Origin of the sequence: Aeromonas sp. QDB54, assembly GCF_027707385.1 — a bacterium.
Lineage (GTDB): Bacteria > Pseudomonadota > Gammaproteobacteria > Enterobacterales > Aeromonadaceae > Aeromonas > Aeromonas hydrophila.
In genome coordinates this window covers 1-26,509 of sequence record NZ_JAPCIT010000017.1, presented here as the reverse complement: position 1 = coordinate 26,509, position 26,509 = coordinate 1, and the positions used below count along the sequence as shown (strand labels likewise).

24 protein-coding genes and 1 other RNA gene are annotated in these 26,509 nt (G+C 62.5%); 10 read left to right on the top strand and 15 right to left on the bottom strand.

The genetic code is table 11. The features are described from left to right. Positions 1-67: 67 nt before the first annotated feature. Positions 68-1,648: an alkyl hydroperoxide reductase subunit F gene (gene ahpF / locus PG881_RS16490; protein ID WP_270801407.1), complete on the top strand. Its 1,581-nt coding sequence runs from the start codon at positions 68-70 to the stop codon at positions 1,646-1,648. Positions 1,649-1,699: 51 nt separating this feature from the next. Here ahpF and PG881_RS16485 read toward each other — a convergent pair whose 3' ends face one another. After that, positions 1,700-3,007 (bottom strand): MFS transporter, encoded by a 1,308-nt coding sequence (locus tag PG881_RS16485; protein ID WP_270801405.1) that lies wholly within the window; start codon positions 3,005-3,007, stop codon positions 1,700-1,702. A 166-nt stretch (positions 3,008-3,173) separates the two neighbouring features. On the opposite strand from PG881_RS16485, the gene PG881_RS16480 reads away from it, so the two are divergent. After that, a complete protein-coding gene (locus PG881_RS16480) occupies positions 3,174-3,419 on the top strand; it encodes a hypothetical protein (RefSeq protein WP_029301252.1) in 246 nt (81 codons plus the stop codon). 110 nt (positions 3,420-3,529) lie between these two features. Here the strand turns inward: PG881_RS16480 and PG881_RS16475 are convergent, their stop codons facing one another. The 10 genes from PG881_RS16475 to PG881_RS16430 form a co-directional block, all read right to left on the bottom strand. Continuing rightward, on the bottom strand, positions 3,530-4,279 hold the full coding sequence (locus PG881_RS16475) for a class I SAM-dependent methyltransferase (RefSeq protein ID WP_270801402.1): 750 nt from the start codon (positions 4,277-4,279) through the stop codon (positions 3,530-3,532). 139 nt (positions 4,280-4,418) lie between these two features. Next, a complete protein-coding gene (gene arsC, locus PG881_RS16470) occupies positions 4,419-4,850 on the bottom strand; it encodes a glutaredoxin-dependent arsenate reductase (protein WP_270801400.1) in 432 nt (143 codons plus the stop codon). After that, positions 4,847-5,923, bottom strand: coding sequence for an ACR3 family arsenite efflux transporter (arsB, locus tag PG881_RS16465; RefSeq protein ID WP_270801397.1), 1,077 nt, complete (start codon positions 5,921-5,923; stop codon positions 4,847-4,849). Before arsB ends, arsC begins: the two co-directional genes overlap by 4 nt. A gap of 45 nt (positions 5,924-5,968) precedes the next feature. Then, complete coding sequence (locus PG881_RS16460) at positions 5,969-6,319, bottom strand: ArsR/SmtB family transcription factor (protein ID WP_017410234.1); 351 nt, start codon at positions 6,317-6,319, stop codon at positions 5,969-5,971. A gap of 158 nt (positions 6,320-6,477) precedes the next feature. Further along, a complete protein-coding gene (gcvP, locus tag PG881_RS16455; RefSeq protein WP_270801394.1) occupies positions 6,478-9,354 on the bottom strand; it encodes an aminomethyl-transferring glycine dehydrogenase in 2,877 nt (958 codons plus the stop codon). 252 nt (positions 9,355-9,606) lie between these two features. Further along, a complete protein-coding gene (gcvH, locus tag PG881_RS16450) occupies positions 9,607-9,996 on the bottom strand; it encodes a glycine cleavage system protein GcvH (RefSeq protein ID WP_270801392.1) in 390 nt (129 codons plus the stop codon). A gap of 106 nt (positions 9,997-10,102) precedes the next feature. Further along, positions 10,103-11,200 carry a glycine cleavage system aminomethyltransferase GcvT gene (gene gcvT / locus PG881_RS16445; protein WP_016350379.1) on the bottom strand — a complete coding sequence of 366 codons (1,098 nt, stop codon included), beginning with the start codon at positions 11,198-11,200 and terminating at the stop codon, positions 10,103-10,105. Between the two features lie 476 nt (positions 11,201-11,676). Continuing rightward, positions 11,677-12,912 carry an FAD-dependent 2-octaprenylphenol hydroxylase gene (locus PG881_RS16440; RefSeq protein WP_270801391.1) on the bottom strand — a complete coding sequence of 412 codons (1,236 nt, stop codon included), beginning with the start codon at positions 12,910-12,912 and terminating at the stop codon, positions 11,677-11,679. Between the two features lie 88 nt (positions 12,913-13,000). Beyond that, on the bottom strand, positions 13,001-14,218 hold the full coding sequence (gene ubiH / locus PG881_RS16435) for a 2-octaprenyl-6-methoxyphenyl hydroxylase (RefSeq protein WP_270801389.1): 1,218 nt from the start codon (positions 14,216-14,218) through the stop codon (positions 13,001-13,003). A 183-nt stretch (positions 14,219-14,401) separates the two neighbouring features. After that, positions 14,402-14,971 (bottom strand): UPF0149 family protein, encoded by a 570-nt coding sequence (locus tag PG881_RS16430; protein WP_011705605.1) that lies wholly within the window; start codon positions 14,969-14,971, stop codon positions 14,402-14,404. Positions 14,972-15,144: 173 nt separating this feature from the next. Between PG881_RS16430 and zapA the strand changes: the two genes are divergently transcribed. Together zapA and ssrS are read left to right on the top strand one after the other, a co-directional pair. After that, a complete protein-coding gene (zapA, locus tag PG881_RS16425; RefSeq protein WP_016350376.1) occupies positions 15,145-15,477 on the top strand; it encodes a cell division protein ZapA in 333 nt (110 codons plus the stop codon). Between the two features lie 16 nt (positions 15,478-15,493). After that, a non-coding RNA gene (gene ssrS, locus PG881_RS16420) (6S RNA) lies at positions 15,494-15,676 on the top strand. Between the two features lie 165 nt (positions 15,677-15,841). On the opposite strand, the gene emrD is transcribed toward ssrS, so the two are convergent. The 3 genes from emrD to PG881_RS16405 form a co-directional block, all read right to left on the bottom strand. Continuing rightward, positions 15,842-17,041, bottom strand: a complete 1,200-nt coding sequence (gene emrD / locus PG881_RS16415; protein ID WP_270801387.1) for a multidrug efflux MFS transporter EmrD — start codon at positions 17,039-17,041, stop codon at positions 15,842-15,844. Between the two features lie 250 nt (positions 17,042-17,291). Continuing rightward, positions 17,292-17,954, bottom strand: coding sequence for a glutathione S-transferase family protein (locus tag PG881_RS16410; RefSeq protein WP_029301260.1), 663 nt, complete (start codon positions 17,952-17,954; stop codon positions 17,292-17,294). 190 nt (positions 17,955-18,144) lie between these two features. Continuing rightward, the gene (locus PG881_RS16405; RefSeq protein WP_270697690.1) at positions 18,145-18,600 is read right to left on the bottom strand and encodes a hypothetical protein; all 456 of its coding nucleotides are present in this window, start codon (positions 18,598-18,600) and stop codon (positions 18,145-18,147) included. A gap of 201 nt (positions 18,601-18,801) precedes the next feature. Here PG881_RS16405 and suhB point away from each other — a divergent pair, with 201 nt between their 5' ends. Beyond that, positions 18,802-19,605 (top strand): inositol-1-monophosphatase, encoded by an 804-nt coding sequence (gene suhB / locus PG881_RS16400; protein ID WP_166464384.1) that lies wholly within the window; start codon positions 18,802-18,804, stop codon positions 19,603-19,605. A gap of 458 nt (positions 19,606-20,063) precedes the next feature. Here the strand turns inward: suhB and PG881_RS16395 are convergent, their stop codons facing one another. Beyond that, positions 20,064-21,695 (bottom strand): methyl-accepting chemotaxis protein, encoded by a 1,632-nt coding sequence (locus tag PG881_RS16395; protein WP_270801383.1) that lies wholly within the window; start codon positions 21,693-21,695, stop codon positions 20,064-20,066. Positions 21,696-22,072: 377 nt separating this feature from the next. Here PG881_RS16395 and PG881_RS16390 point away from each other — a divergent pair, with 377 nt between their 5' ends. The 5 genes from PG881_RS16390 to PG881_RS16370 all read left to right on the top strand — a co-directional run bounded on the left by PG881_RS16390 (position 22,073) and on the right by PG881_RS16370 (position 26,425). Then, a complete protein-coding gene (locus PG881_RS16390; protein WP_270801381.1) occupies positions 22,073-23,005 on the top strand; it encodes a ZIP family metal transporter in 933 nt (310 codons plus the stop codon). Positions 23,006-23,099: 94 nt separating this feature from the next. After that, positions 23,100-23,858 (top strand): substrate-binding periplasmic protein, encoded by a 759-nt coding sequence (locus tag PG881_RS16385; RefSeq protein ID WP_024946104.1) that lies wholly within the window; start codon positions 23,100-23,102, stop codon positions 23,856-23,858. Between the two features lie 107 nt (positions 23,859-23,965). Further along, positions 23,966-24,658, top strand: coding sequence for a 5'-methylthioadenosine/S-adenosylhomocysteine nucleosidase (gene mtnN, locus PG881_RS16380; RefSeq protein ID WP_024946103.1), 693 nt, complete (start codon positions 23,966-23,968; stop codon positions 24,656-24,658). Then, positions 24,655-25,605 (top strand): cobalamin biosynthesis protein, encoded by a 951-nt coding sequence (locus PG881_RS16375; RefSeq protein ID WP_024946102.1) that lies wholly within the window; start codon positions 24,655-24,657, stop codon positions 25,603-25,605. The genes mtnN and PG881_RS16375 overlap by 4 nt, the downstream gene beginning before the upstream one ends. Next, positions 25,598-26,425, top strand: a complete 828-nt coding sequence (locus PG881_RS16370) for a cobalamin-binding protein (RefSeq protein ID WP_024946101.1) — start codon at positions 25,598-25,600, stop codon at positions 26,423-26,425. The genes PG881_RS16375 and PG881_RS16370 overlap by 8 nt, the downstream gene beginning before the upstream one ends. The last annotated feature ends 84 nt before the right edge of the window (positions 26,426-26,509 follow it).

Here is a 26,509-nt window from a genome sequence, read left to right as displayed (position 1 = left end):
CTCAAGGGCCGGTCTGCTTTCTGGCCTGACACAACGCCGACCCGCAATCAAAAGAAGGAATTCGAAGATGTTGGATACCAACCTCAAACAACAACTCAACGGTTACTTGCAGTACATCGTCAATCCCATCGAGATCAGCGTGTCCGGCAATGACAGCGACAAATCCGCCGAACTGCTGGCATTGGCCACAGAGATCAGCGAGATGTCCCCCAAGATTGCCATGACAGATGGCACTGCCGCTCGCAAGCCTTCCATGAGCGTCGCGCCGAAGGGCCAGGCCCCGCGCGTTCATTTTGCCGGCATCCCCATGGGTCATGAATTTACTTCCCTGGTCCTTGCCCTGCTGCAAAGCGGCGGTCACCCCTCCAAGGCCGATGCGGCCGTGCAGGAGCAGATCCGCAACCTCAAGGGCGAGTTCCACTTCGAGACTTACATTTCGCTCTCCTGCCACAACTGCCCGGACGTGGTGCAGGCGCTGAACCTGATGGCGACCCTGAACCCCGGCATCACCCACACCATGATCGACGGTGCCCTGTTCCAGGACGAGGTCAACGAGCGTCAGATCATGGCGGTACCTAACGTCTACCTGAACGGTCAGCCGTTCAGCCAGGGCCGCATTTCGCTCGAAGAGATCGTCGCCAAGCTCGACACCGGCGCCGCCGAACGCAAGGCTGAGGAGCTCAACGAAAAAGCCCCTTATGACGTACTGGTCGTCGGTGGTGGCCCGGCTGGCGCAGCCGCCGCCATCTATGCCGCTCGCAAAGGCATTCGCACCGCCATCGTCGCCGAGCGTTTCGGTGGCCAGGTGATGGACACCGTCGGTATCGAGAACTTCATCTCCGTGCCCTACACCGAAGGCCCCAAGCTGGCCGCGAGCCTGGAGCAGCACGTCAAGCAGTACGGCGTGGAAGTGATCACCGAGCAGCGCGCCGCCGCCATCAGCAAGGATGGCTACGTCAACGTGGATCTCGCCTCTGGCGCCACCTTGAAAAGCCGCGCCGTGATCCTGGCGACCGGCGCCCGCTGGCGTGACCTGAACGTGCCGGGCGAGCTCGAGTACCGCACCAAGGGCGTGGCCTACTGCCCGCACTGTGACGGCCCCTTCTTCAAGGGCAAGCGGGTCGCGGTGATCGGGGGCGGCAACTCCGGCATCGAGGCGGCCATCGATCTGGCCGGTATTGTCGAACACGTCACCGTGGTGGAGTTTGCCGATACTCTGCGTGCCGACGAGGTACTGCAGAAGAAGGCCCGCTCCATGGGCAACATCGACATCATCATGAGCGCCCGCACCACTGAAGTGATCGGTGATGGCAGCAAGGTGGTGGGCATGGATTACGAAGATCGCACCACCGGCGAGATCAAGCATCTGGCGGTGGCGGGTATCTTCGTCCAGATCGGTCTGGTGCCGAACACCGAGTTCCTGAAAGGGAGCGACGTGGCCCTGACCCGCTTTGGCGAGATCGAGATCGACACCAAGGGCGCCACCTCCCTGCCCGGTGTCTACGCCGCAGGGGACGCCACCACGGTGCCGTTCAAGCAGATCATCATCTCCATGGGCGCCGGGGCGACCGCAGCACTGGGAGCATTTGATTACCTCATTCGCAATCCGGCGCCGGAAGCGACCAAAGCTGACGCCGTCACCGCCTGATAGCCACCAGATGGACAAAAAGCCGACTCACAGAGTCGGCTTTTTTTGTTGCTACGCACCCGCGACTCGGCCGGCCTTCGTCTGCTGACTCTCCTCCGATCCGGGGGTGGCATAGCTGGCGGGTACCGCCTCCCCAGCCAGATCCGTTCTCGGCTCCAGCTCCGCCGTCATCGGGGTATTGGGCGGCACCGGGATGAACACCTGATGATCGGCCAGTGGAATGGGCGCTCGTTGCCGCTTGCGCCAGCCGAGATACCCCGCCAGCAGCAGGCCACAGAGGGCGAAGTAGACGAACAGCCCCTCTGGCCCAAACTGCGCCATGACAAAAGGCGCCAGCAGCGGCCCGGTCATGGCGCCCAAGCTATAGGCGAGCAGCAACCCCTGATTGGCCCCCAGCACCTGATCCGGGCGCAGCTCGTCGCAGGCGTGGCTGAGGCTCAAGGGGTAGATAGAGAACGCCATGCCGCCCAGCAGGAACACCAGGCCACCCATCAGCGGCTCGCGCCAGCCGGCGGGCAGCAGCACCATCAACAGGGCCAGCAGCGCCAGCACGGCGCCGAGCAGCAGGATCACCAGCCGCCTGTCGTAGCGATCGGAGAGACGACCGATGGGGTACTGCAGGCACATGCCCCCCAGGATCACCAGCGCCATCATGTCCGCCACCTTGGAGAGCGACGAACCGCTGTCGGTAAAATAGAGCGGCAGCAGGCCGTAGATGGCCCCGAGGATGAGGCCAGAGGTAAAGCTACTGCCCATCCCCGCCGGGGTGAGGCGCACCAGCTCCAGCACGCCGACCGACTGGGGCGCTACCATGGCCGGGGTCGCTACCCGGGAAACCGCCAGCGGGATCACCGACAGGGTCGCCGCCATGGCGCACAGGGCGAACGGAGTCAGCACTATGGGATCCACCCACTTGAGCAGCAACTGCCCCATGGCCAGGGAGCCGTAGAGCAGGATCATGTAGAGGGACATCAGCCGGCCCCGGTTGGCCGGCGTGCTGGAGACCAGCATCCAGGACTCCAGCACCACGAACAGACCGCCGGTGGCAAAGCCCCCCACCAGCCGCAGCACTGCCCAGCTCAGCGGCTCCACCACCATGCCGTGCAGCAGAAACAGAAAGCAGAGCAGGGAGGCGTAGGCCGCATAGGCCCGGATGTGACCGACCCGGATGATGAGGCGGGCATTGACGAAGGCCCCCAGCACCAGACCGCCGAAGTAGGCGGCCGATACCAGGCCGATGGCCTGGGCCGATACCTGCTCGGCAGACAGGCGCACTGTCAGCAGGGTGTTGAACATGCCGTGGCCCAGAATGAAGATCACCAGACTGGTCAGGGGTGAGAGGAACCTTGCGAGTGTCATGGGGTCTCCCTGATTGGCTCAATCGTGAGCAAAACAACCATGGTACCGTCAGCTTCCCGCCCACTTCAACCCGAGCGCCCCGCCAGGGCGCGGACTGCGGGCTATGCTTGCTGGGTATCCCATGATGGAGCGTCCCATCATGGTCATCACAGTGGAGACAGCCGACATGAAACCAGCCCTGCTTTTGGCCAGCCTGCTCTTTACCGGCAGCGCCCTCGCCTTTCACTGCCCCGCCGACATGAAGAAGATCGATGATGCCCTCGCCGCCAAACCCGCCCTCAGCGCCGACAAGCTGGCCGAGGTGAAGAAGCTGCGCGCCGAGGGGGAAGTCCTGCACAAGGCAGGCAAGCATCAGGAGTCCGTCGATACCCTGGCCAAGGCGATGGCCATGCTGGGGTTGAACAAGAGTTAGCGCAGGCACCACAGCCCACCGCTGCGAACAGGATCAGCCATGCCCTTGCGGGCCCTCGCCACCGGTGGCAAGGGCCCGCTGTTTATCTGGGCCCCTGCTACACCCAGCCGCTACACCCGGCCGCTGTAGAGCAAGGTGTCGTAGTTGAAGGCAATCACGCCATCGACCGCATGGCGGGCAAATTCCCGGGCGATCAGCGCCGTCAGCTCGGCATGGGCTTGCGAGCCGGCCACCGGGGCATAGGAAGAGGAGTTGAGCCGCCCCAGCACCCCGTCGAGATCGAACAGCTGGCGGTTGGCGAAACGATCGAGCCGGTACTCCCCCTCGAAGAAGGCCTGAAAATCCACTTCACCCAGATTGCGGTGATTGACCTCCTCGTAGTCCCCCGAATAGGTGCGCAGCCCCGCCTCATAAGCCTTGAGAAATGGGGTGTCGGTCAGCCGGTCGTTCCAGATGAGGGCAACCCGGCCACCGGGTCTGAGCAGCCGCCGGCACTCCTGCTTGAAGGCGGCGCGATCAAACCAGTGAAACGCCTGCGCCACCGTCACCAGATCCACCGCCCTGTCCGCCAGACCGGTGGCTTCGGCACTGCCATCCCGCCATTCGATATTGGCCACTGCCTGCAGCTGGTGCCGGGCCGCCCCGCGCATATCCGCGTTTGGCTCGACCGCCCAGACCCGCGCCACCCGGGGGGCCAGCAGCGCAGTCAGGATGCCGGTGCCGGCCCCGATGTCGGCCACCCGGGCAGATGGCCCCATGGCCAACTCGCTGGTCAGAAAATCGAGCATGGCGGCAGGATAACTTGGCCGATATTTCACATAGGCCTCGACCCGGGTCGAGAATCGCTGGGTACTGTCCATTGCCACTCCTTGTGCTGGATCTGTGCGGGATCAGGGCCGAGTCAATCGCCCCGCCCCTCATCCTGCCCCGAACGCAACCGGCAAGGCAATCGCCCCGTCATGGCGATCCAACATCATCGCCACGCACCTGAGTGCCGGGTCAGCCGATGCGCCTGCCTTGTGCATCCACCACCTGCTCCCCATCTTCCTTGCTGAAGGCCCCTTGCTGGGGGCTCGGCAGAATATCCAGCACCACTTCTGACGGGCGGCACAGCTTGGTGCCAAGCGGAGTCACCACGATGGGCCGGTTGATCAGAATGGGGTGCGCCAGCATGGCATCGACCAGTTCATCGTCGCTGAACTTGTTCTCGGCCAGTCCCAGCGCCTCATAGGGGGGCACGTTCTGGCGCAGCAAGTCGCGTACCGGCATCCCCATGGCGGCAGTCAAGGCCAGCAGGGTGTCGCGACTGGGCGGTGTCTCCAGATAGTGGATGACGGTCGGCTCAACGCCTGAGTTGCGGATAAGCTCCAGCGTATTGCGGGAAGTGCCGCAGGCAGGGTTGTGGTAGATGGTGATTTGAGCGTCATTCATGATGGGTTCTCTGGGTTGGTATAAGAGCGCTTCATGCGCAGGGCGACATTGACCAGGGCGATCAGTACGGGCACCTCCACCAACGGGCCGATCACCCCGGCAAAGGCCTGATCCGAGCTCAGCCCGAACACCGCGATGGCGACGGCGATGGCCAGCTCGAAGTTGTTGCCAGTGGCGGTAAAGGCGATGGAGGCATTCTTGTCATAGGGGATGCCCAGTTTCTTGCCAACCAGGAAGCTGGTGAAGAACATCAGCACGAAGTAGACCACCAAGGGTACAGCGACCCGCAGCACATCCATGGGCAGTTCGACGATCATCTCCCCCTTGAGGCTGAACATCAGCACGATAGTGAGCAGCAGGGCGATCAGCGTGATGGGGGAAATTGCCGGAATAAAACGCTCGGTGTACCACTTCTCCCCTTTCGCCTTGACCAGATAGTGACGACTCAAGAACCCTGCCAGGAAGGGAATGCCCAGATAGATCAGCACGCTTTGCGCGATATCCAGCATGGTGATGTCCACCGCAAAGCCCTGCAGGCCAAACAGCGGCGGCAGCACGGTAATGAACAACCAGGCCATCAGGCTGTAGGTGAGGATCTGGAATGCACTGTTGAGCGCCACTAGGCCGGCGCCGTACTCCTTGCTGCCGCCGCCGAGATCGTTCCACACCAGCACCATGGCGATGCAGCGCGCCAGGCCTATCAAGATGAGCCCCACCATATAGCCCGGCTGATCGTGCAAAAACACCAGCGCGATGACGAACATCAAGATGGGGCCCACCAGCCAGTTCATCACCAATGAGAGGGTGATGGCGCGGCGATCCCGGGTCATGGTTCCCATGGTGGCGTAATTCACCTTGGCCAGCGGCGGGTACATCATCAGGATAAGGCCAATGGCCAAAGGGATATTGGTAGTCCCGACCGACATCGCCTCATTCCACTCGGAGACCTGGGGAAACAAATAGCCAATCCCAACCCCGATGGCCATGGCGACGAAGATCCAGAGGGTCAGATTACGGTCTAGAAAACGCATTTTTTTGCTGACGGGCAGATCGCAGCAGGCATTGGTACTCATGAAAAGACTCCCAGAAGGGTAACGAATGGCGGGCAGACAGAGCCCTTACTCTTTATCACAACAGGCAGGCGCACAGAGGGACTCGCCCCCTGCCACCCCGCAGGCCTCTGGATGACCGGCGCAGCACTCCTCGGTGAGGTAACCGATAAGATCCAGCATCAGGGGGATGTTGGCGCGATAGCGCAAGAAACGCCCCTCTTGCTCCACCGAGAGCAGGCCCGCGTGCAACATGGCCTTGAGGTGAAACGAGAGGGTATTCGGGGCGATGTCGAGCTCGCTGGCAAGCTGGCCGGCCACCATGCCTTCCAGACCTGCCTTGACCAGCAGGCGCCACACATCGAGACGAATGCCGGATGCGAGGGACTCAAACACCTTGGTAGCGATCGCTTTGTTCATGCAAACCTCCGTCTATCTTTGCATGAATTCAACTATACAAGAAACATTGAAATGATCAAACTCCCCCGCCATTTCAGCGCCATCGTCCCCGCCAATAAAAAGGGCCTTGCACATGCAAGGCCCTTGGTCTCTCTGTTCGGGTCGAAGCAACGCTGCCCTTACTTGGCGTAATCCTCGGTCGGGATGCAGGAGCAGAACAGGTTGCGATCGCCGTAGACGTCGTCGATGCGGTTGACCGACGGCCACAGCTTGGCGGCGCGCACGGCCTCCGACGGGAATACCGCCTCGGCGCGGCTGTAGCCACGGGACCACTCAGCGTCCATCACGTCATCCTGGGTGTGCGGCGCATGGACCAGCGGGTTGTCGGTCAGGCTCCACTGCCCGTCCTGCACCTTGGCAATCTCGGCGCGAATGGCGGTCATGGCCTCGACGAAGCGGTCCAGCTCGCGCTTGGATTCCGACTCGGTCGGCTCGACCATCAGGGTGCCCGCTACCGGGAAGCTCATGGTCGGTGCGTGGAAACCGTAGTCCATCAACCGCTTGGCCACGTCCATCTCGCTGATGCCGGACGCCTCTTTGAGCGGGCGGATATCCAGGATGCACTCGTGAGCTACCCGACCGTTGCGCCCGGAGTAGAGCACGGGGAAGGACTCACCCAGCTTCTTGGCCAGGTAGTTGGCGTTGAGGATGGCCACCTGGGTGGATTTCTTCAGCCCCTCGTCTCCCAGCATGGCGATGTACATCCAGCTGATGGGCAGGATGCTGGCCGAGCCGAACGGAGCCGCCGACACGGCGCCGTTGTTGCGGCTCTCCTTGTCGGTCTTGACCACGGCGTGACCGGCCACGAACGGCGCCAGATGCTTCTTCACGCCGATGGGGCCCATGCCCGGGCCGCCACCGCCGTGAGGAATGGCGAAGGTCTTGTGCAGGTTGAGGTGAGAGACGTCCGCCCCGATAAAGCCCGGCGCAGTCAACCCGACTTGCGCGTTCATATTGGCACCGTCCAGATAGACCTGGCCACCGTGCTGGTGAACGATGTCGCACACCTCCTTGATGGTCTCCTCGTACACCCCGTGGGTGGAGGGATAGGTCACCATCAGACAGGAGAGCTGATCCCCCGCCTCGGCGGCCTTGGCGCGCAGATCGTCCAGGTCCACGTTGCCCGACTTGTCACAGGCAGTGACGATGACCCGCAGGCCCGCCATCTGGGCGGAAGCCGGGTTGGTACCGTGCGCGGACGCCGGAATGAGGCAGATGTCGCGATGCCCCTCGCCACGGGACTCGTGGTACTTCTTGATGGCGAGCAAGCCGGCGTATTCGCCCTGGGCACCGGAGTTGGGCTGCATGCAGACCGCATCGTAACCGGTCACCTTCACCAGCCAGTTTTCAAGGTCGGCCAGCAGCAGCTGATAGCCTTTGGCCTGGGCCAGCGGGGCGAACGGGTGCAGCTTGCCAAACTCGGGCCAGGTCACCGGGATCATCTCGGCGGTGGCGTTAAGCTTCATGGTGCAGGAGCCCAAGGAGATCATGGCGTAGTTGAGGGCCAGATCTTTGGCTTCGAGACGGTGGATGTAGCGCAGCATCTCGGTCTCGGAGTGGTACTTGTTGAACACCTCGTGGGTCAGCACGGCGTCGGTACGCAGCAGATCCTGCGGGATGGCGTGATGGGCCTGGGCCGCCTGGTCGAGGGCCTCGATGTCCAGGCCGTGGCCTGTGCCCAGGAACAGTTCAAACAGCTCGGCCACATCGCCACGGGTGGTGGTTTCGGAGAGCGACACGCCCACCGCACCATCCAGATCCGCGCGCAGGTTGATGCCCAGCCCCTCGGCCTTGGCGATCACCGCAGCCTTGTCGGCAGTCTGCACGGTTAGGGTATCGAACCAGCTGGCATGCTTGAGGGCCACACCCTTGGCCTTGAGGCCGAGCGCCAGAATGGTGGTCAGACGGTGCACGCGGGAGGCGATGGTTTTCAGTCCCACCGGGCCGTGGTAGACGGCGTAGAAGCTCGCCATGTTGGCCAGCAGCACCTGAGCGGTACAGATGTTGGAGTTGGCCTTCTCGCGGCGGATGTGCTGCTCGCGGGTCTGCATCGCCATACGCAGGGCAGCCTTGCCACGGGCATCCTTGGAGACACCGATGATGCGGCCCGGCATGGAGCGCTTGTAGGCATCGCGAGTGGCGAAGAAGGCGGCGTGCGGGCCACCGTAGCCCATGGGCACGCCGAAGCGCTGGGCCGAGCCCAGCACCACGTCGGCTCCCAGCTCGCCCGGGGATTTGAGCAGCAGCAAGGAGAGCAGATCGGCGCTGACGCAGGCCAGCCCTTTCTGGGCCTGCACGGCGGCGATAAGCGCCCGCAGGTCTTTCACTTCACCCGTAGTGGTGGGGTACTGGAACAGGGCACCGAACACCTCTTCGGCGCAGGCCTGTGCGGCCGGACCGACGGCCACGTCAAAACCGAAGTGGACCGCCCGTTCCTTGACCACGTCGATCACCTGCGGGTGCACGTCGTCGGCCACGAAGAAGAGATTGGCTTTGGACTTGGCCATCCGCTTGGCCAGCGCCATCGCCTCGGCGGCGGCGGTCGCCTCATCCAGCAGGGAGGCACTGGCCAGATCCATGCCGGTCAAGTCCAGGGTCAGCTGCTGGAAGTTGAGCAGGGCTTCGAGACGACCCTGCGCCAGCTCGGGCTGGTACGGGGTGTAGGCGGTATACCAGCCCGGGTTTTCCAGCACGTTGCGCAAGATGACGTGGGGCACGTGGGTATCGTGATAGCCCATGCCGATGTAGCTCTTGGCGACCTTGTTCTGAGCCGCATAGCCCTTGAGCTTGGCCAGCGCTTCCACCTCGGTCATGGAGGCGCCAATGCCGAGCGGACCCGGCCGGCGAATGGCGGCGGGGACGGTCTGCTCAATCAGATCATCCAGGCTCTCGGCGCCCACCACGGCCAGCAGGGCGCGCAGATCTTCCTCACCCGGCCCGATGTGACGGCGGATGAAATCGGTTTTTTGCTCGAGTTCAAACAGTGACTGGGTCATTTCCCTATTCCTGATAAAAAGTCCTGATAACTAAGTGCCTGACAGCCGACCTCGGTCGGCTTCACTCATGTTCGGCTGGCAGGGTGGCCCCTGCCGGCACCGGATGTCGCTCATAGCGACAGGGGGCCGTCTTGCGGCTGACCGGGTTGCCGCGGGCAAACCGGTGCGGACGACTTCACCCTCGCCGGTCGGCCTCCAGGCCGACGGGCACCTATACAAGCGGGCCCTGCGCATTGGCAGGGCCCGGGGGCATTACTCTTCGTCCACCACGTTCTGGTAGCCTTCGGCATCCAGCAGGTTGGCGAGCTCGCCCGCGTCGTCCAGCTTGATGCGGAACAGCCAGCCGGCACCGTAGGGGTCGGAGTTGACCAGCTCGGGGCTGCCTTCCAGCTCTTCGTTGACGGCCAGGATCTCGCCGCTCACCGGGCTGTAGATGTCAGAGGCGGCCTTGACCGACTCGGCCACGGCGCAGTCATCACCGGCACCGACCTTTTTGCCCACTTCCGGCAGATCGACGAACACCATGTCACCCAGCAGCTCCTGGGCGTGCTCGGTGATGCCGACCACGGCCTCGCCGTTGGCTTCGACACGGATCCACTCGTGGGAGGTGGCATATTTCAGTTCGCTCGGGATATGGCTCATTTGTGCTTCCTTTATTCACTTGGATCACTTGTCCCGGCGCGTTCGACAGGCGTTGCCGGGGCAAGGGGGTCTGGCGAAGGGCAGCCCCTTCGCCGCAATAGGGTCGTTACACCAGCTTCTGGCCGTTGCGCACGAAAGCCGGCTTGGTCACTTTGACGGTGACCAGCTTCTTGCGGATCTCCACCGAGGCTTGCTCGCCGATATCACGGGGCACCCGCGCCAACGCAATACTGTACCCCAGGGTGGGCGAGAAAGAGCCGGAGGTGATCACACCTTCCCGCTCTTCTCCAGCGGCGGTGGTGAAGGTGACCGGCATGCCGCTGCGCAGTACGCCCTTCTCTTCCATCACCAGACCCACCAGCTTGGGCTGGCTGCCGGCGGCTTTCTGGGCTTCCAGCGCGGCGCGGCCGATGAACTGGCGATCGCTCGGTTCCCATGCGATGGTCCAGGCCATGTTGGCGGCAAGGGGAGAGACGGTTTCGTCCATGTCCTGGCCGTAGAGGTTCATGCCGGCCTCGAGGCGCAGGGTGTCACGGGCACCCAGGCCGCAGGGGGCCACGCCGTTGTCCAGCAGTGCCTGCCACAGATCGCACGCCTGCTCTTGCGGCACCACGATCTCGTAGCCGTCTTCACCGGTGTAGCCGGTGGTGGCGATGAAGAGCTCGCCGGCCTGCACGCCGAAGAAGGGCTTCATGCCTTCCACTGCGGCATTTTGCTCGGCGCTGAACACCTTGGCCGCCTTTGCCTTGGCGTTGGGGCCCTGCACCGCGATCATGGCGAGCTCGGGGCGCTCGGTCACGGTCACCCCGAAGTCCTGGGCGTGGTGGCGGATCCAGGCCAGATCCTTCTCGCGGGTGGCGGAGTTGACCACCAGGCGGTAGAAGGTCTCGCCAAGGTAATAGGTGATGAGGTCATCGATCACACCGCCTTCCGGAGTCAGCATGCCGCTGTAGAGGGCCTTGCCGAAGACGGTGAGCTTGGCCACGTCGTTGGCCAGCAGGTGTTGCAGGAAGGCTTTGACCCGCTCGCCGGTCAAATCGACGATGGTCATGTGGGAGACGTCGAACATGCCGGCATCGGTGCGCACCTGATGGTGCTCTTCCAGCTGTGAGCCGTAGTTGATGGGCATTTCCCAACCGTGGAAGTCCACCATCTTGGCGCCGGCTTCCAGGTGCTTGGGATGCAGTACTGTAGTCTGGATCATCGCTGTGTTTCCTTAAGCGTTCGCGACAACACTCACGCATCGCTCGCCCGGCAGCCACCATGGTTGTCTACCTGGGTGGCAGCAAGCGACGTGCCTGAGTCTGTGCTCGTTCCGGCCCCGCAGGGCAAGAGTGATTCCTTGAACGCAGCGGATTATAAGCCAAGCGGACGCGCATGCCGCTCAAAAAAAACTAATCCACCGCCAGTAAACAGACCCCAGACACTAAGGTAAAAACAGTGATAAAAACAGACCAAACCCGGTAATGACGATATTAAATTTCGATTTTTACCGTTTCGTCACAATTTGGAGAAAAACGTTTCGCCGAGCGCCCAGATTAAAGGCTGATGCCCAAAACGGGTCATCAGCCTCATCACATTAGTTTTGTTGTGAAAACAGCCGGGTATTATTAGATTTTTTCACCCTTGGCCAGGGCGGGCAGCTCGCCTTCCAACCCCATGGCGGCCCGGATCACCCTCTTACTTCGGCCGGGTCGGCAAATTGTTCCCCTTGGCCAAGGCCGGCAACTCACCCTCTAACCCCATGGCGGCCCGGATCACGCTTTGCTTGAGCGGCGTCAACAGATCGAAGGCGCACAGCCCGGCCCCACGCACCAGCTTCTTGAGCGGATTGGCACCGGCGAACAGCCGCTTGAGCCCCTCCATCGCCGCCAGCATGCTGGCCGCCTCGCTCTTGCGCCAGCGCTCATAGCCGCGCAGGTTGGTGAGCCGGCCGATGTCCTTGCCCGCCGCCTGATTGCGCAGGATCTGCTCGGCCAGGGCGGCGGCATCCAGCAGCCCCAGGTTGACCCCCTGCCCCGCCAGCGGGTGGATGGTGTGGGCGGCATCCCCCACCAGCACCAGCCGCTCGCGGGCAAAGTCGCGGGCATAGCGGGCGGTGAGCGGGATGGCGCTGCGCACACCTTCCACCTTGCACAGACCCAGCCGGCCGTCGAACGCGGTGGTGAGCTGGCGGTTGAACTGCTCTTCATCGCACTGACAGAGAGCCTCGGCCCGGGTCGCTGGCACCGACCAGACGATGGAGCAGAGATCCGGTTGCCACAGGGGCAGGAAGGCGAGCGGCCCCTCGGGGGTGAAGATCTGACGCGCCACCGCCTCGTGCGGCTCGGCACAACGCACCGTCGCCACCAGCGCATGGTGGCCGTAATCCCAGCTGGTGAGCGGGATGTCGGCCTGCCGGCGCACCCAGGAGTGAGCGCCATCAGCCGCCACCACCAGCTTGGCCGACAGCGCGCGGCCATCTTCCAGCAACAGCAGGGAGCCCGCCTCGCCGCTTTGCAGGCTGCTCGCCCGGGCCGGGCTCAGCAGCTGGATGTTGTCGCCATCGAGGATCGCCTCCAGCAGCGCCAGCTGGATGACCCGGTTCTCGACGATGTGGCCGAGCTCGGGCTGGCGCAGGCTGGCGGCATCAAACGCGATCCGGCCAAAGCTGTCCTGCTCCCACACCTCCATCTGCCCGTAGGGCTGCAGGCGGCGGGCCTCGATCCCGCGCCAGGCGCCCACCTGCTGCAGGATGCGCTGGCTGGCGAGACTCAAGGCGCTGACCCGGTTGTCCGGCGCCTCGTCAAGCGCGGGCTCCGGCAGCTGGCCCTCGATCACGGCGACCTTGAGCGCACTTCCCTTGAGCGCGGCGGCGAGCCCCAGGCCCACCATGCCGCCCCCCACAATCACCACATCCACGTTTTGCATCTGCATCGTTTATATCCTTTCAGGGCTGATCGCCGGGATCAGCGAGGGCACGCCCGAAGGCGCACCCGTTCAATACCCATGACGTCACCTCGCCTCAGGGGCGGCACACATCGGCGACAAAGCCCAGGGTGCGGGAGGCCAGCGGCGCCTTGAGGCAGCTCAGCCGTCCCATCAGGGAGAGCGCCAGGTTGCGGCCCGCCACCAGCGGGTCATGATCATTGGAGAAGAGCTGGGCCAGCGAGGAGGTGAGCCAGACCGTCTGGGCCTGATCCCCCTTGCGCTGCTGCCAGTAGCCGCTGAGCACCTCAAAGCTGCCGATATCCTCCCCCGCCGTCAGCGCCCGGCCCACCGCCTGGGTGAGCAGGTCCAGATCGCGCATGCCTAGGTTGAAGCCCTGACCGGCGATGGGGTGCAGCAGATGGGCGGCATTGCCCACCAGCACGGTGCGCTGGGCCAGCGGGTAGTCGGCCACCGTCAACACCAGCGGATAGACGTGGCGCTGACCGGTTTGCAGGAAGCGGCCGAGACGCCAGCCGAAGGCCTGCTGCAGGCGGGCCAGAAACGCAGAGTCATCGAGCGCCATCAAGGCTGGCGCCTCATCCCGCGCCACGCTCCAGACCAGGGAGGAGAGCCCGCCCTGCATCGGCAGCAGGGCCAGTGGCCCCCCTTGGGTGAAACGCTCGAAAGCCCGTCCGGCCGGGTCTTCGGCGGTCTTGACGGTGGCGATGATGGCGCTCTGGCCGTAGTCGTGACGACTTACCGCCAGCTTGCACTGCTGGCGCACGAAGGAGTTGCCGCCATCGGCCGCCACCAGCAGGCGGGTCTGATAACGCTCGCCACCGGCCAGGGTCAGGTTAACCCCCTCCGCCAATGGCTCCACGCGCTCGAGCTGGGCCGGACACAGCATGCGGATCTGCGGGCTGGCGGCAATCGCCTGCTGCAACGCAATGCCCGCCGCCGACAGCTCGATCACCTGGCCAAGGGCTGGCAGGCCATACTCCGCCGCCGTCAAGCCGGCCTGGCCGAAGTGGCCCCGATCCGACACATGAATCTGGCTGATGGGGCTGCAATGGGGAGCAAAACGGGACCAGAGCCCGTGCCGGGCCAGCGCTTCGCAGGTGCCGGCGGAGAGCGCGATGGCGCGGGCATCGAAGCCGGGATGCACATTGAGCTCGGGGGCGCTCGCCTCCAGCAGCAGGATCTGCAGGGGCTTGGGCCCTGGCAGGGCCGCGAGGGAGAGCGCCAGCACGGCGCCGCTCATTCCACCACCGACGATGGCCACATCGACGTGGTTCAGATCAGATTGAGACATGAGATGAGGGGAAAGACTGAAAACGTGGGGTCATGCTAACACAAAGCGTGGGGTCGGGATGCGAAGCTACGGGCAAAAAAGCGCAGTCCCTGTCGTCACTTGCCTCATCACGGCGGGTCGGCGTGGGCAACATCCAGATGTAAAAAGAGCGCCACCAGGCGCTCTTTTTAGGGTTCGGCCGACTCAGTGCAGGGTCGGCGGCGTGCTCGGGGCATCCGGCCGCTTGCCGAACTCCTCGAAGCTCATCATCACCCCGAGGCGCACGTGCTCGTAGAGCACCAGGAAGGAGGCTTCGTTCTCTTCATCTTCCTGATCGAACTCGGCGGAGACCTGGGTGATGCTGGCGATGTCCTGGATCATCTCCTGCAGCTCTTCGGAAGCCTTGGAGAGCTCCTGCTGCACCACGCCGAAACCGGCCAGGAAGGCCTGGGACCAATCCACCAGCGAGTCGATGCGCTCGTCGAGCGGCGCTTCGTCGCTCGGCAACAGCAGCTCGACCCCTTTCTGGGCCATCAAGCTCTCGATCACCTGGTGATAGAGATCGGTCATCACCTGGCGCACCGGGGCCGGCAGACCGAAACCGTCGTTGACCAGATCATTGAAATGGGGCAGCCAGCTCTTGTCGTCCAGTGCCACACCACCGCACACCAGACCGCAGATCACGCCATGGGCCTCTACAGCCGTCGCCATCAGCTCATGCTGCTCCATCAGGTCGGCCACGGCCGCGTATTTCAGGGGGTTCGTTTTGCTCATCGAAGATCCGCTCAAAGTTCAGGCAAATATGCAGAATTAATGGTCAGGATCCTAGCATTCTCCCCCTTCCAGAGCCAGCAAGGCCTTGAAACTTCTGCATCTGCGCTATATAGTCCCGCCCAGTTGTCCACGTGGATAAAGGCGGAAATCAGCTCCGCCGTATTGAGGAAGGCATGAGCACAGAGGCCGTAGAAATCGTCATTTTGGGACGTCCCTACAAGGTATCCTGTCCCCTGGGACAGCAGGATGCCCTGCGCCAGGCCGCCGACCAGCTGACTGATAAACTCATCGAGCTGCGTCAACGCTCCAAGGTCTCCAGCAACGAACAGCTGGCGGTGATGGCAGCGCTCAATTTTTGCCATGAGCTCTGCCTTGAAAAAGAGAAAAATCACCAATACTCTGAGACCATGGACAAGCGGATCAAGATGCTGCAACGCACTATCGAAGCGGCCTTGATCGAGCACGGACAATATGGCGAATCCAGCGACGAAGGCCTGCAGCCCTAATCGTCCACCGTTTTAAAATTCCCTGGGGTGTTTGTCAGCCGGTTCAAGTCCCCGAGCCGATATTCATACCAAACAGGGGATCTGCCTTCTGGCTATTGCGCATGCTCGGCACGACCGAGAAGCCTGCGGTCAGATCCGATCCCCGCCTTGAACCGACGGTTCAAGGGCCCAAACCGGCAACGGCATCTCCGGGGTACCAACAGCAAAAAGCCCGTCACCAACGTGACGGGCTTTTTCTTTATTTCCTGCGCCATCCCTCTCCCCTGCCGCTGCCCCCCTTCGACACTGCCCGCGGCACCAGTCACACCAGAAGCGGCCCATAAAAAACCCGCCGGCTTAGGCGGGTCTTTTCTATGCGCTCGGCTCAGACAGCCATCTGTTGATGGGGTGAGCCGTGGTGGCGCAGCCAGAGGAAACTCAGCGCCACGATCAGCACCATCAGTGTCATGATGGCCCCCAGAGTCACCTGCCCTTCCATCGGGAAGCAGGCTGCCAGCAGCGTCACGATACCGGCCCCCAGGTTCTGCATGCCGCCTAGGATGGCACCGGCGGTGCCCGCCTGACCCGGGAAGGGTTCGATGGCGCAGGAGGTAGCAGTCGGATAGAGAATGCCGCTGCCGATGAAGTAGACGGCGGCGCCACCGACCAGGGAGGCCGCACTCACGACCCCGAACAGACCCGGCAGCAGGATGATCAGCGACCCCAGCGCCAGGAAGACGATGCCAAGGCGCATCAACTTGCCCTGACTCAGGCGAAAACTGAGCTTGGCAGAGAGCCAGGCACCGAACAGATAACCGGGCAACGGCAGCACGAACAGCACGCTGACGGTGCGGGCACTCAATTTGAGCACATCGCCGAGCAGCACGCCGGCCGCCGCCTCGAACACCGCCAGACCGGCAAAGGTCGCCATCAGACAGAGCAGGTTGCCCTGAAAGCGCGGGTTGCCGAGCACGTGGCGATAGGCGGCACCGACTCGCAGCGGCTGTTGGCGCGCCGTCGCCGGCAGCGTTTCAGCAAACCAGGCCAGCAGCGCCAGAGTCGTCACCGCACCGAAGCCGAACAGGAACCAGTACCCGGCACGCCAGTTGAACAGCTCGGTCAACCAGCCGCCCAGCACCGGCGCCAGCAGCGGGGAGAAGATCACCCCCATGCTCACCAGGCTGTTGGCCCGGTTGAGCTCGGCGCCGCTGTAGCGATCGCGCATCACGGTCCGGCTCATGGCGCCGCCCGCCCCGGTGCCCAGCCCCTGGATGAAGCTGCCCACCAGCAGCGCCATGAAGCTTGGGATCAACTGAATGGTCAGGGTGCCCACCAGAAACACCATCATGCCGATCAGCAGGATGGGGCGACGGCCGATACGATCCGACAGCGGGCCGTAAACAAACTGGGAGAGCCCGTACGGGATCAGGTAACAGGCCATCACCGCCTGCAACTGGCCGGAGGCCACGTTGAAGTCCCCCGCCATCATGGGAATGGAGGGCACATACAGGGTCTGGGTCATCTGGCCCACAGCGACCATCAGAATGGTCAGAAAAAACAGCGAATAAAAACTGTGCCGATACATATCTCAGTCCCGAAAATCATCAAAAAGCTGCCGCACCCCTGGCAGAAACCTGCAGAGGGGATCCAAAAACACAGAGTCAATAAAAGGTGAAATTACAAGGCGGAGAACCCGCACCGGCCAGGAGCAGGACACTCCCTAGGCTTGCGGTGATCTTAGTGATTCAGATCACGAAAAACGAACGAATCTTTATAATCAGCTTTCCCTAGTTTTTCTAATGTGACGGGGTTTTTAGCCCCGTCAGCAATAAAAATCAACGTGTTACCATCTGCTGGGCCTGTTTGACCAGATCCTCCGGCTTCTCGTTGCGCGGCGGTATGGTGATCCCTTTCTGACAGGCGGGCTTCTCTGCCATCCGGTCCATCCAGGCTTGCAGATGAGGCAACCCCTCGATGGAGATGCCGCTCCAGTCATAAATGCGCACCCAGGGCCAGGTGGCGATGTCGGCGATGCTGTACTCGTCGGCCAGATATTCGTGATGGGCCAGGTGGCTGTCGAGCACCTCGAACAGACGGCGCCCCTCCTTCTGGTAGCGCTCGATGGCGGCCGGGATCTTCTCCGGGAAGTAGCGATAGAAGACGTTGGCCTGCCCCATCATGGGACCGACCCCGCCCATCTGGAACATCAGCCACTGGATGGCCTGGGAGCGGCGCTTGGGATCTGCCGGCAGCAACTTGCCCGCCTTCTCCGCCAGATAAAGCAGGATGGCGCCGGACTCGAACACGGCGAAGTCACCATTATCCCGATCGACGATGGCCGGGATACGGCCGTTGGGGTTGATGGCCAGAAACTCGGGCTTCTTCTGATCCAGCGCCGACAGATCGAGCGGGATCACCCGATAGGGCAAGCCCAGCTCTTCCAGGGCAATCGCCACCTTGAAGCCGTTGGGCGTAGCGGCGGTATAAAAGTCGATCATCATGAACTCCTTGTGATTCACACATTGTGCAAAGACGGCCACAGCCTCGCTCATACGAGACGACAACGGACATAGAGTGGATGCCGCACCGGCATTTGCTCCGGCGCCTGCATGGCAAAGCGGCACAATACTGGTCAGTTATGACAAATATTGTGCCGCTTGAACAGCCCGGACGCAGGGAAGGACGCGACTAGTTGCACAGCCCCATGGGTTGGCGCTGGCGCAGCAGGATCAGTCGGGACAAGAGCGGGAAGTAGGACTCCAGTTTGCTCAGCAGCACCCGGCTGCAGGCGGGATCGGCAAGCTCTGACTCTTCCAGTACGATGCCGTTCGAGACGAAGTAGAAGCGCGGGTCCCGCACGTCCGGCCCCTGAATAGTGAGAGTGGCATCGCCTTTGCGCATCAGCAGCGGCAACACCGGCAAGCCGAACGTATCGCTGTTGCGCTGCCAGGCAAATTCCGGCCAGGCCGCATCGCCATCGAGCAGCAAGATCGCCGCCTCTTCCTTGCCTGGCTGCCATTGGCAAGGCTGGGCAATACTCACCTCGTTGAAGTAGTCGCCATATCCGGTCGATGCGCGCAAAGCAACCAGCAGCCCCTGGGTAGTGATTGCCGACGGTTTTTGACTGACTAATGACAAATTCATGATCCACGTCCCTATGCTCAATGCAGCCTGTTATTCGGCTGCTGCCCATAAGACTAGACCAAAAGGAGCCTATATTGGAGCCGTCAGATCTGGCAGTCGCCAAGGCTGGGGGGATGGCGTATAACGGTTGCCATTCTCGCGAAGACTGGTATGATACCGCGTCCTTTTATTCCCCGTTCTTTAACATCCAGTGGTGAACCTATGCATCCGATGCTGAATATCGCCGTGCGCGCTGCGCGCAACGCCGGTCAAGTAGTAGTAAAAGCCTTCTCTCAACCCGAGAACATCGAGGTTATCCAGAAAGGCAGCAATGACTTCGTGACCAACGTTGACCGTGAAGCCGAAGCGGCCATCATTCACACCATCAAGAAATCTTACCCGGAACACAGCATCGTGGCTGAAGAGTCTGGTGAGATTACCGGTACCAATCCGGACTACCAATGGATCATTGACCCACTGGATGGCACGACCAACTTGGTCAAAGGCATTCCGCACTTTGCCGTCTCCATCGCCCTGCGCGTGAAGGGCAAGACTGAACAAGCCGTTGTTTACGATCCGATCCGTGACGAGCTGTTTACTGCTACCCGTGGTAGTGGTGCCCAGCTGAACGGTTATCGCATCCGTGTCGGCAAGGCCAAAGAGCTGGCCGGCACCATCCTGGCCACCGGTTTCCCGTTCAAGCAGAAGCACCACATCGAGCCGTACCTGAAGATATTCCAGAGCATGTTCATCGAGTGTGCCGACATCCGTCGTGCTGGCTCTGCGGCGCTGGATCTGGCCTACGTGGCTGCCGGTCGTGTCGACGGTTTCTGGGAAATCGGCTTGAAGCCCTGGGATACCGCAGCCGGTGAGCTGCTGGCCAAAGAGGCCGGCGCCATCGTCACCGACTTCGTCGGTGGTCACAACTACGAAAACTCCGGCAACATCGTGGTTGCCAACCCGCGCGTTCTGAAAGAGATGCTCGGCAAGATCCGTGAGAACCTGCCGGAGTCCCTGGCCAAATAAGCCAGCCTCGCGCAGCGCACGTACCACAAACCCGGCCCAGGCCGGGTTTTTTTATGGCCGTCAGCACAGAAAGCTTGCCAGTCTGCGTCCTATCCCCACACGTCATTGCCCTACCTATCCCATCGGGGTGACTGCATCCGTTGCCCAGCCAAGGCGGCCTTTGTAGATATCTCGTCAACGCGGCAAGAGGATGCTCCCCCTTCGAACCAGAACCAGCTCTGCGCCACCACCCGGCCTCCTCCCTCAGGCGGCTCTCGAACCACCCCGGCTGCTAGCTTCTGCCATCGCAGACTTGCAGCGCCGTTCACCGAACCCGTGTTGTTATCCCTTCATTGCAAACCATATGACTAGTCCAAGTAGCCGCCAGCCAATAACAAACAACCCGGCCAGAGCCGGGTTGTTTGGGTGCCTGCCAATACAGGCAGCGGTTGCTGCGCCCTCCCTGGCGCGCAGCAGCATTACGCCAGACGGAAACGACCGATGGTCTGACGCAAACCGGCGGCCAGCTGGCTCAGCTCCAGGCAGGCGCGGGCGGTATGATCGGCCCCAACGGCGACCTCGTTGGAGGATTCGTTGATCCGCTCCACGTTGCGACCCAGCTCATCGGAGACCGCATCCTGCTCGCCACAGGCGCTGGCGATCTGAATGGCCATGTCGGCGATCTGGGCCACCGCTTCTTCAATCTGCTGGATGCCATTGCTGGTCTGCTCGCTCTGCTCCACGCACTGGCGGATCATCTCGCAGCTCTGGCCGGTCACTTCTTTGGCCTGGTTGGCACGTGCCTGCAGGGTTTCGATGATGGCAACGATCTCACCGGTGGAAGCCTGGGTGCGGCCCGCCAGGGTGCGTACTTCATCTGCCACCACCGCGAAGCCGCGCCCCTGCTCGCCAGCGCGGGCAGCCTCGATGGCGGCATTGAGTGCCAGCAGGTTGGTCTGGTCGGCGATGCCGCGGATCACGTCAACTACCACGTTGATCTGGGCGGATTCACGCTCCAGCTCGGTGACCAGGGTGCCCGCCTGTTCAATCTCCTCGGCAACCCGGGTAATGGACATCAGCGAGCTCTGCACATCCTGATTGCCACGGCGTGCCAAGGCATTGGCGGAGCTGGCCGACTCGGACGCGGTCTCGGTGTTGCCTGCCACATCGGCCACGGTGGCCTTCATCTGGGCCATGGCGGTGGCGACCAGCGAGATCTCCTGCTGCTGGCTCTGGATCCCCTGTGCCGACTGCTCGGAGACGGCGCTCACCTCTTCAATGGCGGCACCCAGCTGAGTCACAGCCGCGACTACCTCTTCAATCAGGCCACGCAGGTTGTCCTGCATCTTGAGGGAAGCCTTGGCCAGCATGCCCAGCTCGTCGCGACCGATGTGCTGGCGGTCCAGCTGATGGGTCAGATCGCCGGCGGCGATGGCGTTGGCCTGCGCCACCACGGCCTGCAACGGCACGCAGATCTGGCGGGTCAGGAACCAGGTCATGGCCACCATGAACAGCAGCAGGCTGCCGATGCTCACCATGGCAAAACTGGTCACCATGTTGACGCTGCCAAGTAGGCTGCCACGGTTCTCTTTCACAAAGCCGAGGTTCACTTCCACCAGACCGTTGACCGCCTGCTCCAGCTCGCCATAAATGGGGTTGGACTGGAACAGCTGATTCTTGGCCTGGGCCAGCTGACCCTGCACCAGCAGTTGATCCACCAGATTGACCGAGTTCAGATAGCGTTGCCACTCCTGTTTGGCGCGGTTGAACACCTGGCGCTCATGGTCGGCACCGACCGTGGCCTCATAGGCACGAAAGGCCTGCTCGACTTTCTGGACGCTAGCCTGGATCCGGCCGCGGCGCGCCTGCAGATCGCTGGCGTCATCCACCATCAGCAGGGCAAACTGGGCACGGCGCACGTAGGATACGTCGTAGAGCAGGTTCTCGACCGAGAGTACGCTCGGCAGGGTGGAATCGGTAAAATTCAGCACGCGATCGCGCACGCCACGCAGCTCGCTGGAGAGAAAAATACCGAATATCACGTTGACGGCCGCAATGACCGCAAAGACCACGGCAATCTTTTTGCCGATAGACAGATTTTTGTAAAACATGGTGGCTGGTGATCCTCGACTGCTGACAAGCAGGTGCACAGTGGCGATCACATCCGTATGAACTGGTAACCCGGGCTTTCCTGGCGGGAGATGGGACGTTGCGAAAGACCAAGGGAAGGGTGGGTTTCGCGAGGGCGGCACTTTACCACAAACCTGCCTACTCCTTCACCAGCTTTCGCCGTAACAAAGCAAGTTGTTTTTCCGTACAACCCGATCTTCATCACAAACTATTCAAGGCGACCAAATCATTTCAAATAGTTAGCCGATGAATGCTATCGATGCGCCGGCATGGACAAGTCAGGCCCGGCTCGCTGTAATGCAAGAGTCCCCGGATGGCGCCCCGCCGTCCCCGCCATCAAGCAAGAGAGGTGATCTTCATGGATAACGCGTCGGCCCTGCCCCTTTCCTCCTGGTCTGCCCAGCTGCGCGAGCAACTGCGGGCACGCCCGGTGATCGCCATCGGCCTGCTCGTTGCACTGGCGGCCGTCGTGCTGTTGCTGCTGCAGAGCCTGGTGATGCTGGCCGCCGGCGACATCAGCCCCGGCGTTTGCTACGGCCTGCTCGGCGGCCTGGCCGGCTTTGCCGCCACCGCGCTCGGCGCCTTGCCAGCCCTCTTTCTGCGCTCGGTCCCCCAGCGGGTGGAGGACAGCATGCTGGGCTTTGCCGCCGGCATGATGCTGGCGGCCAGCGCCTTCTCCCTGCTGCTGCCGGGGCTCGAGGCGGCAGAGGGGCTCACCGGCAACGGCTTTCTCGCCGCTGCCGTGGTGGTGGCAGGCATGACCCTCGGGGTGCTGCTGATGCTGGGGCTCGACCAATTCACCCCCCATGAGCATGACAAGACCGGCCCCTGTGGTCCCGGCCACGAGAGTTGCTCCCGGGTCTGGCTGTTCGTGTTTGCCATCGCCCTGCACAACCTGCCGGAGGGGATGGCCATCGGGGTAAGCTTCTCGCAGGGCGACATGTCGGTGGGTCTGCCGCTCACCACCGCCATCGCGTTGCAGGACATACCGGAAGGGCTGGCGGTGGCGCTCGCCATGTGCGCCGCCGGTTTTCGCCCCGGCAAAGCCGTGCTGGTTGCCATCGGCAGCGGTCTGCTTGAGCCGCTCGGGGCCCTGCTCGGCGTCGGCCTCTCCAGCGGGCTGGCCATCGCCTATCCCATCGGCCTCGGACTGGCCGCCGGTGCCATGCTGTTCGTGGTCTCCCACGAGGTGATCCCCGAGACTCACCGCAATGGCCACCAAACCCACGCCACCCTGGGCCTGATGGCCGGGTTTGCCTTGATGATGACCCTCGATACGGCACTTGGTTGATAAGATCCTGATATATGGCGTAATGTTTGATCACTAGCGCCGTGACATCCGCGGGCAACGTCGCATTTCCCCACGCATTGAGGGCCAGCATGACATGATATTCCGGGTGATGGTGCTGGGTTGTCTGCTGGCAGTCGCTCACCGGGCCGTCTCTGCCACCGAAATCTATCGCACGGCGGCGCAGCCCGAATCCGCCCCCAAATACATCCAGATGGCGGATGGCCGCATCGGGGGATTCTGCGTCGAGCTGTTTCGACTGCTGGAGCGCCAGGAGCCCGCCCTGCGCATCCAGGGGGATCAGCGCTTTGTGCCCCTCAAGCGACTGGAGAAACAGGTGCGTTTCGGCCAGCTCGACTTCATCTGCGGCGTGGGCGACAACCCGGACCGTCGCAACCACTTCCTCTATCTGCAGCCCCCCATCTTCACCGTGCGCTACCACCTCGCGGTGCGCAGCGATGATCCGGTCGAGATCCGCCAGTGGAACGACGTCAGGGCTCTTGGCGAAGAGGGCATCATCCTCATCAATCACGGCAGCGGCGCCATCGAACGACTGCAGGCCCTGCAGGGACTCGTCATCGACAGCGGCGGGATCAGCAGTGCTGCCAATTATGACAAGCTGCTGATGAAACGAGGGCGCTTCGTCTATTACCGCTCACCCGGCTTCGAGGCCGACCTGCTGCGCCACCACCTGAGCGGCCAAATTCGCATCCTCCCCACCGCCATGGAGACCATTCCCTTCTACATCCTGTTTTACCAGCGCACCTCCCCTGCCCGGCTGGCCCTGTTCGCCAATGCCCTGCAACGGCTGGCAGACAGCGGCGAGCTGGCTAACCTCGCCAAGCGCTACCCTTAAGCGCCCCTTCACATCGCGCAGTATCGGAATGCTCGGCGCCATCGCCAACTTTTGTTATGATCCACAACAACTTATTCGGCCGCATGGCCATCAAGACGAGGTGAGTGATGAAAGTAGGTATTATCGGCGCCATGGAACAGGAAGTGGCCCTGCTGCGCAGCCAGATGAGCAACCCGACCACCCTGCAACTGGGCGGCTGCGAGTTCTATCAGGGCACCCTGGCAGGCAAAGAGGTGATCCTGACCCGCTCCGGCATCGGTAAAGTCGCCGCCAGCGTCGCCACCAGCCTGCTGTTGGAAAAATTCGCCCCCGACTACGTCATCAATACCGGTTCTGCCGGCGGCTTTGCCCAGGACCTGCACATAGGTGACGTGGTGATCGCCAGCGAGATGCGCTTCCACGATGTGGATGTCACCGCTTTTGGCTACGAGATGGGCCAGATGGCGCAGCAACCGGCCGCCTTCCCCTGCGACGAAACGCTCATCGCTGTCGCCCAAGATTGCATCGCCGAGCAAGGCAAGCATCAGACCAAGGTTGGCCTCATCTGCACCGGCGATCAGTTCATGTGCAAGCCCGACGCCATCGCCAAGGCTCGCGCCGATTTCCCGCAGATGCTGGCGGTCGAGATGGAAGGCGCCGCCATCGGTCAGGTGTGCCACATGTTCAAGGTGCCCTATCTGGTGGTGCGTGCCATGTCCGACATCGCCGGCAAGGAACAGGTCGAATCCTTCGATGCCTTCATCGAGGTGGCCGGCAAGCACTCCGCAGAGGTGATCATCAAGATGCTCGGCAAGCTGTGATCCCACTCACCACGCTGGAACAGATGGCCGCCACTCCGGCGGCCATTTTGCTCGGGGCCGCGCTGCTGGAGGCCATCGTGCCCTGGCCGGCCCACTATCGGCTCTCCGCCGTCGTGCCCCTGCTGACCCGGCTGGGTCACAAGGTGTGTCGCCCCGATGGCGCCCCCGGTCAGCAATTGCAGGCCGGTCTGCTGGCCATGCTGATTGTCTGGCTGCCGTGCGCCGCCGGACTCTGGGCGGTTCGCAATCTTTCGCTCTCGGAGCAGCTGTTCGATCTGCTGTTTCTGCTGCTGATGCTGGAATCGCGTCCGCTGCGGGAGCTGGCCCGTGCCACTCGCGCACTGACAGACCAGGATACCTTGGTGGTGGCCAGGTTGCAGGCCGCCCCCTGGCTCAGACGAGATACCGGTAAACTCTCCCTGATGGGGCTTGCCAAGGCGGTCAGTGAAAGCTGCGCCCTGCGCCTGGTCGGGCAGTGGGCCGGCCCGCTGCTGGGGTTCGCCCTGGCGGGGGTGCAGGGGGCCCTGTTGTGGCGCCTCGCCCAGCTGATGAACCAGGGCTGGAGCCCGAAACTGCCAGCCTTTGCCCACTTTGGCCGGGCCGCCGCCGTGCTCTACCAGGCCCTGTGTACCCCTGCCATCTTGTTGCTGGCGCTGCCCTTGTGCCTGACCCAGCTGCGCAAGCTGGCCAGCCGATTGCGTACAGCCATGCTCTGGCCCTACCCCGCCATGGGAATACTGCTGGCGCTGCTCTCCGGCTCGCTGGGCTGCAAGCTTGGTGGCCCCCGTTACTATCAGGGCAGCTTGATCCGTTTTCCCGTGTTTGACGCCGCCGCCGAGCCGGATGTCGGTACAGCCCTGCGTCTGCTAAACCGCCTGCAACAAGCCGGTTGGGGCTGGCTGGCGCTGGCATTGCTGCTCACTGTGCTGGAGCACCTGCATGGCTAGATGGCTCACCCTGCTCTGCCTGTTGTGCATGTCGCCCGCCCTGCTGGCCGGGACGCCTGCACGCATCGTCAGCCTCACTCCTCATCTGACCGAACTGCTGTTTGCCATCGGTGCCGGTGATCGCATCGTGGCCACCGACGATGCCTCCGATTATCCGCCCGAGGTCAAACGCCTGCCCCAGGTGGCCAATTACCGCAGCATCAATCTGGAAGCCCTGCTGGCCCAAAAGCCCGATTTGATCGTCGCCTGGCGCTCCGCCCAATCCCGTATGCTGGCCCCCGTCGAGCAGCTGGGGATCCCGGTGTTCTATTCAGAACCGACCGACTTTGCCTCCCTCGCCACCGAAATGCGGGCCTTGGGAAAAACATTGGGGGTGGAAAAAACCGCCAATGCCGAGGCCGACGCCTATCTCGACCGCCTAGCCAACCTTGGGCAGCGCTACGGCAAACCCAAGCATATCAAGGTGTTCTACCAGCTCTGGTATCCACCGCTGACCAGCGTCAGCGGCAACGCCTGGCCCGCCCAGGCCATCGAGTTGTGTGGCGGGGATAACCTGATGGCGGATGCCCCCACTCCCTATCCCCAGGTCAGCCTGGAGCAGGTGATCAAGGCCAATCCGGCGTTGATCCTGGCAGGGAGTCAAGACGCTGACGCCCTGCGCCACTGGCAACAGTGGCCCATGGTGGATGCCGTTCGCCATCAGCGTCTGCAACTCATCAACTCGGATGAGCTGCACCGTTTCACCCCAAGAGCACTCAATGCGGTGGAGCAGATATGTCAAGCAATCCAGACCTGCATGCAAACTCGCGATTCTTCCTGATAGCTAAGGAAGGTGCGAACAAGTCCCTGATATGAGATCATGTTTGTCATCTGGAGCCATGGAACAGGGTTCATCATGAGTCAT

Excerpts from the sequence above, each read along its gene's own strand:
- zapA (WP_016350376.1), top strand. The coding sequence starts at position 15,145 with ATGAGCACAGAGGCCGTAGAAATCGTCATTTTGGGACGTCCCTACAAG.
- PG881_RS16370 (WP_024946101.1), top strand. The coding sequence starts at position 25,598 with ATGGCTAGATGGCTCACCCTGCTCTGCCTGTTGTGCATGTCGCCCGCC.
- PG881_RS16480 (WP_029301252.1), top strand. The coding sequence starts at position 3,174 with ATGAAACCAGCCCTGCTTTTGGCCAGCCTGCTCTTTACCGGCAGCGCC.
- arsB (WP_270801397.1), bottom strand. The coding sequence starts at position 5,923 with ATGAGTACCAATGCCTGCTGCGATCTGCCCGTCAGCAAAAAAATGCGT.
- gcvH (WP_270801392.1), bottom strand. The coding sequence starts at position 9,996 with ATGAGCCATATCCCGAGCGAACTGAAATATGCCACCTCCCACGAGTGG.
- PG881_RS16475 (WP_270801402.1), bottom strand. The coding sequence starts at position 4,279 with ATGGACAGTACCCAGCGATTCTCGACCCGGGTCGAGGCCTATGTGAAA.
- emrD (WP_270801387.1), bottom strand. The coding sequence starts at position 17,041 with ATGTATCGGCACAGTTTTTATTCGCTGTTTTTTCTGACCATTCTGATG.
- PG881_RS16385 (WP_024946104.1), top strand. The coding sequence starts at position 23,100 with ATGATATTCCGGGTGATGGTGCTGGGTTGTCTGCTGGCAGTCGCTCAC.
- ubiH (WP_270801389.1), bottom strand. The coding sequence starts at position 14,218 with ATGTCTCAATCTGATCTGAACCACGTCGATGTGGCCATCGTCGGTGGT.
- PG881_RS16395 (WP_270801383.1), bottom strand. The coding sequence starts at position 21,695 with ATGTTTTACAAAAATCTGTCTATCGGCAAAAAGATTGCCGTGGTCTTT.
- PG881_RS16430 (WP_011705605.1), bottom strand. The coding sequence starts at position 14,971 with ATGAGCAAAACGAACCCCCTGAAATACGCGGCCGTGGCCGACCTGATG.
- mtnN (WP_024946103.1), top strand. The coding sequence starts at position 23,966 with ATGAAAGTAGGTATTATCGGCGCCATGGAACAGGAAGTGGCCCTGCTG.
- PG881_RS16405 (WP_270697690.1), bottom strand. The coding sequence starts at position 18,600 with ATGAATTTGTCATTAGTCAGTCAAAAACCGTCGGCAATCACTACCCAG.
- PG881_RS16485 (WP_270801405.1), bottom strand. The coding sequence starts at position 3,007 with ATGACACTCGCAAGGTTCCTCTCACCCCTGACCAGTCTGGTGATCTTC.
- ahpF (WP_270801407.1), top strand. The coding sequence starts at position 68 with ATGTTGGATACCAACCTCAAACAACAACTCAACGGTTACTTGCAGTAC.
- arsC (WP_270801400.1), bottom strand. The coding sequence starts at position 4,850 with ATGAATGACGCTCAAATCACCATCTACCACAACCCTGCCTGCGGCACT.
- PG881_RS16440 (WP_270801391.1), bottom strand. The coding sequence starts at position 12,912 with ATGCAGATGCAAAACGTGGATGTGGTGATTGTGGGGGGCGGCATGGTG.
- gcvP (WP_270801394.1), bottom strand. The coding sequence starts at position 9,354 with ATGACCCAGTCACTGTTTGAACTCGAGCAAAAAACCGATTTCATCCGC.
- PG881_RS16390 (WP_270801381.1), top strand. The coding sequence starts at position 22,073 with ATGGATAACGCGTCGGCCCTGCCCCTTTCCTCCTGGTCTGCCCAGCTG.
- suhB (WP_166464384.1), top strand. The coding sequence starts at position 18,802 with ATGCATCCGATGCTGAATATCGCCGTGCGCGCTGCGCGCAACGCCGGT.
- PG881_RS16460 (WP_017410234.1), bottom strand. The coding sequence starts at position 6,319 with ATGAACAAAGCGATCGCTACCAAGGTGTTTGAGTCCCTCGCATCCGGC.
- gcvT (WP_016350379.1), bottom strand. The coding sequence starts at position 11,200 with ATGATCCAGACTACAGTACTGCATCCCAAGCACCTGGAAGCCGGCGCC.
- PG881_RS16410 (WP_029301260.1), bottom strand. The coding sequence starts at position 17,954 with ATGATCGACTTTTATACCGCCGCTACGCCCAACGGCTTCAAGGTGGCG.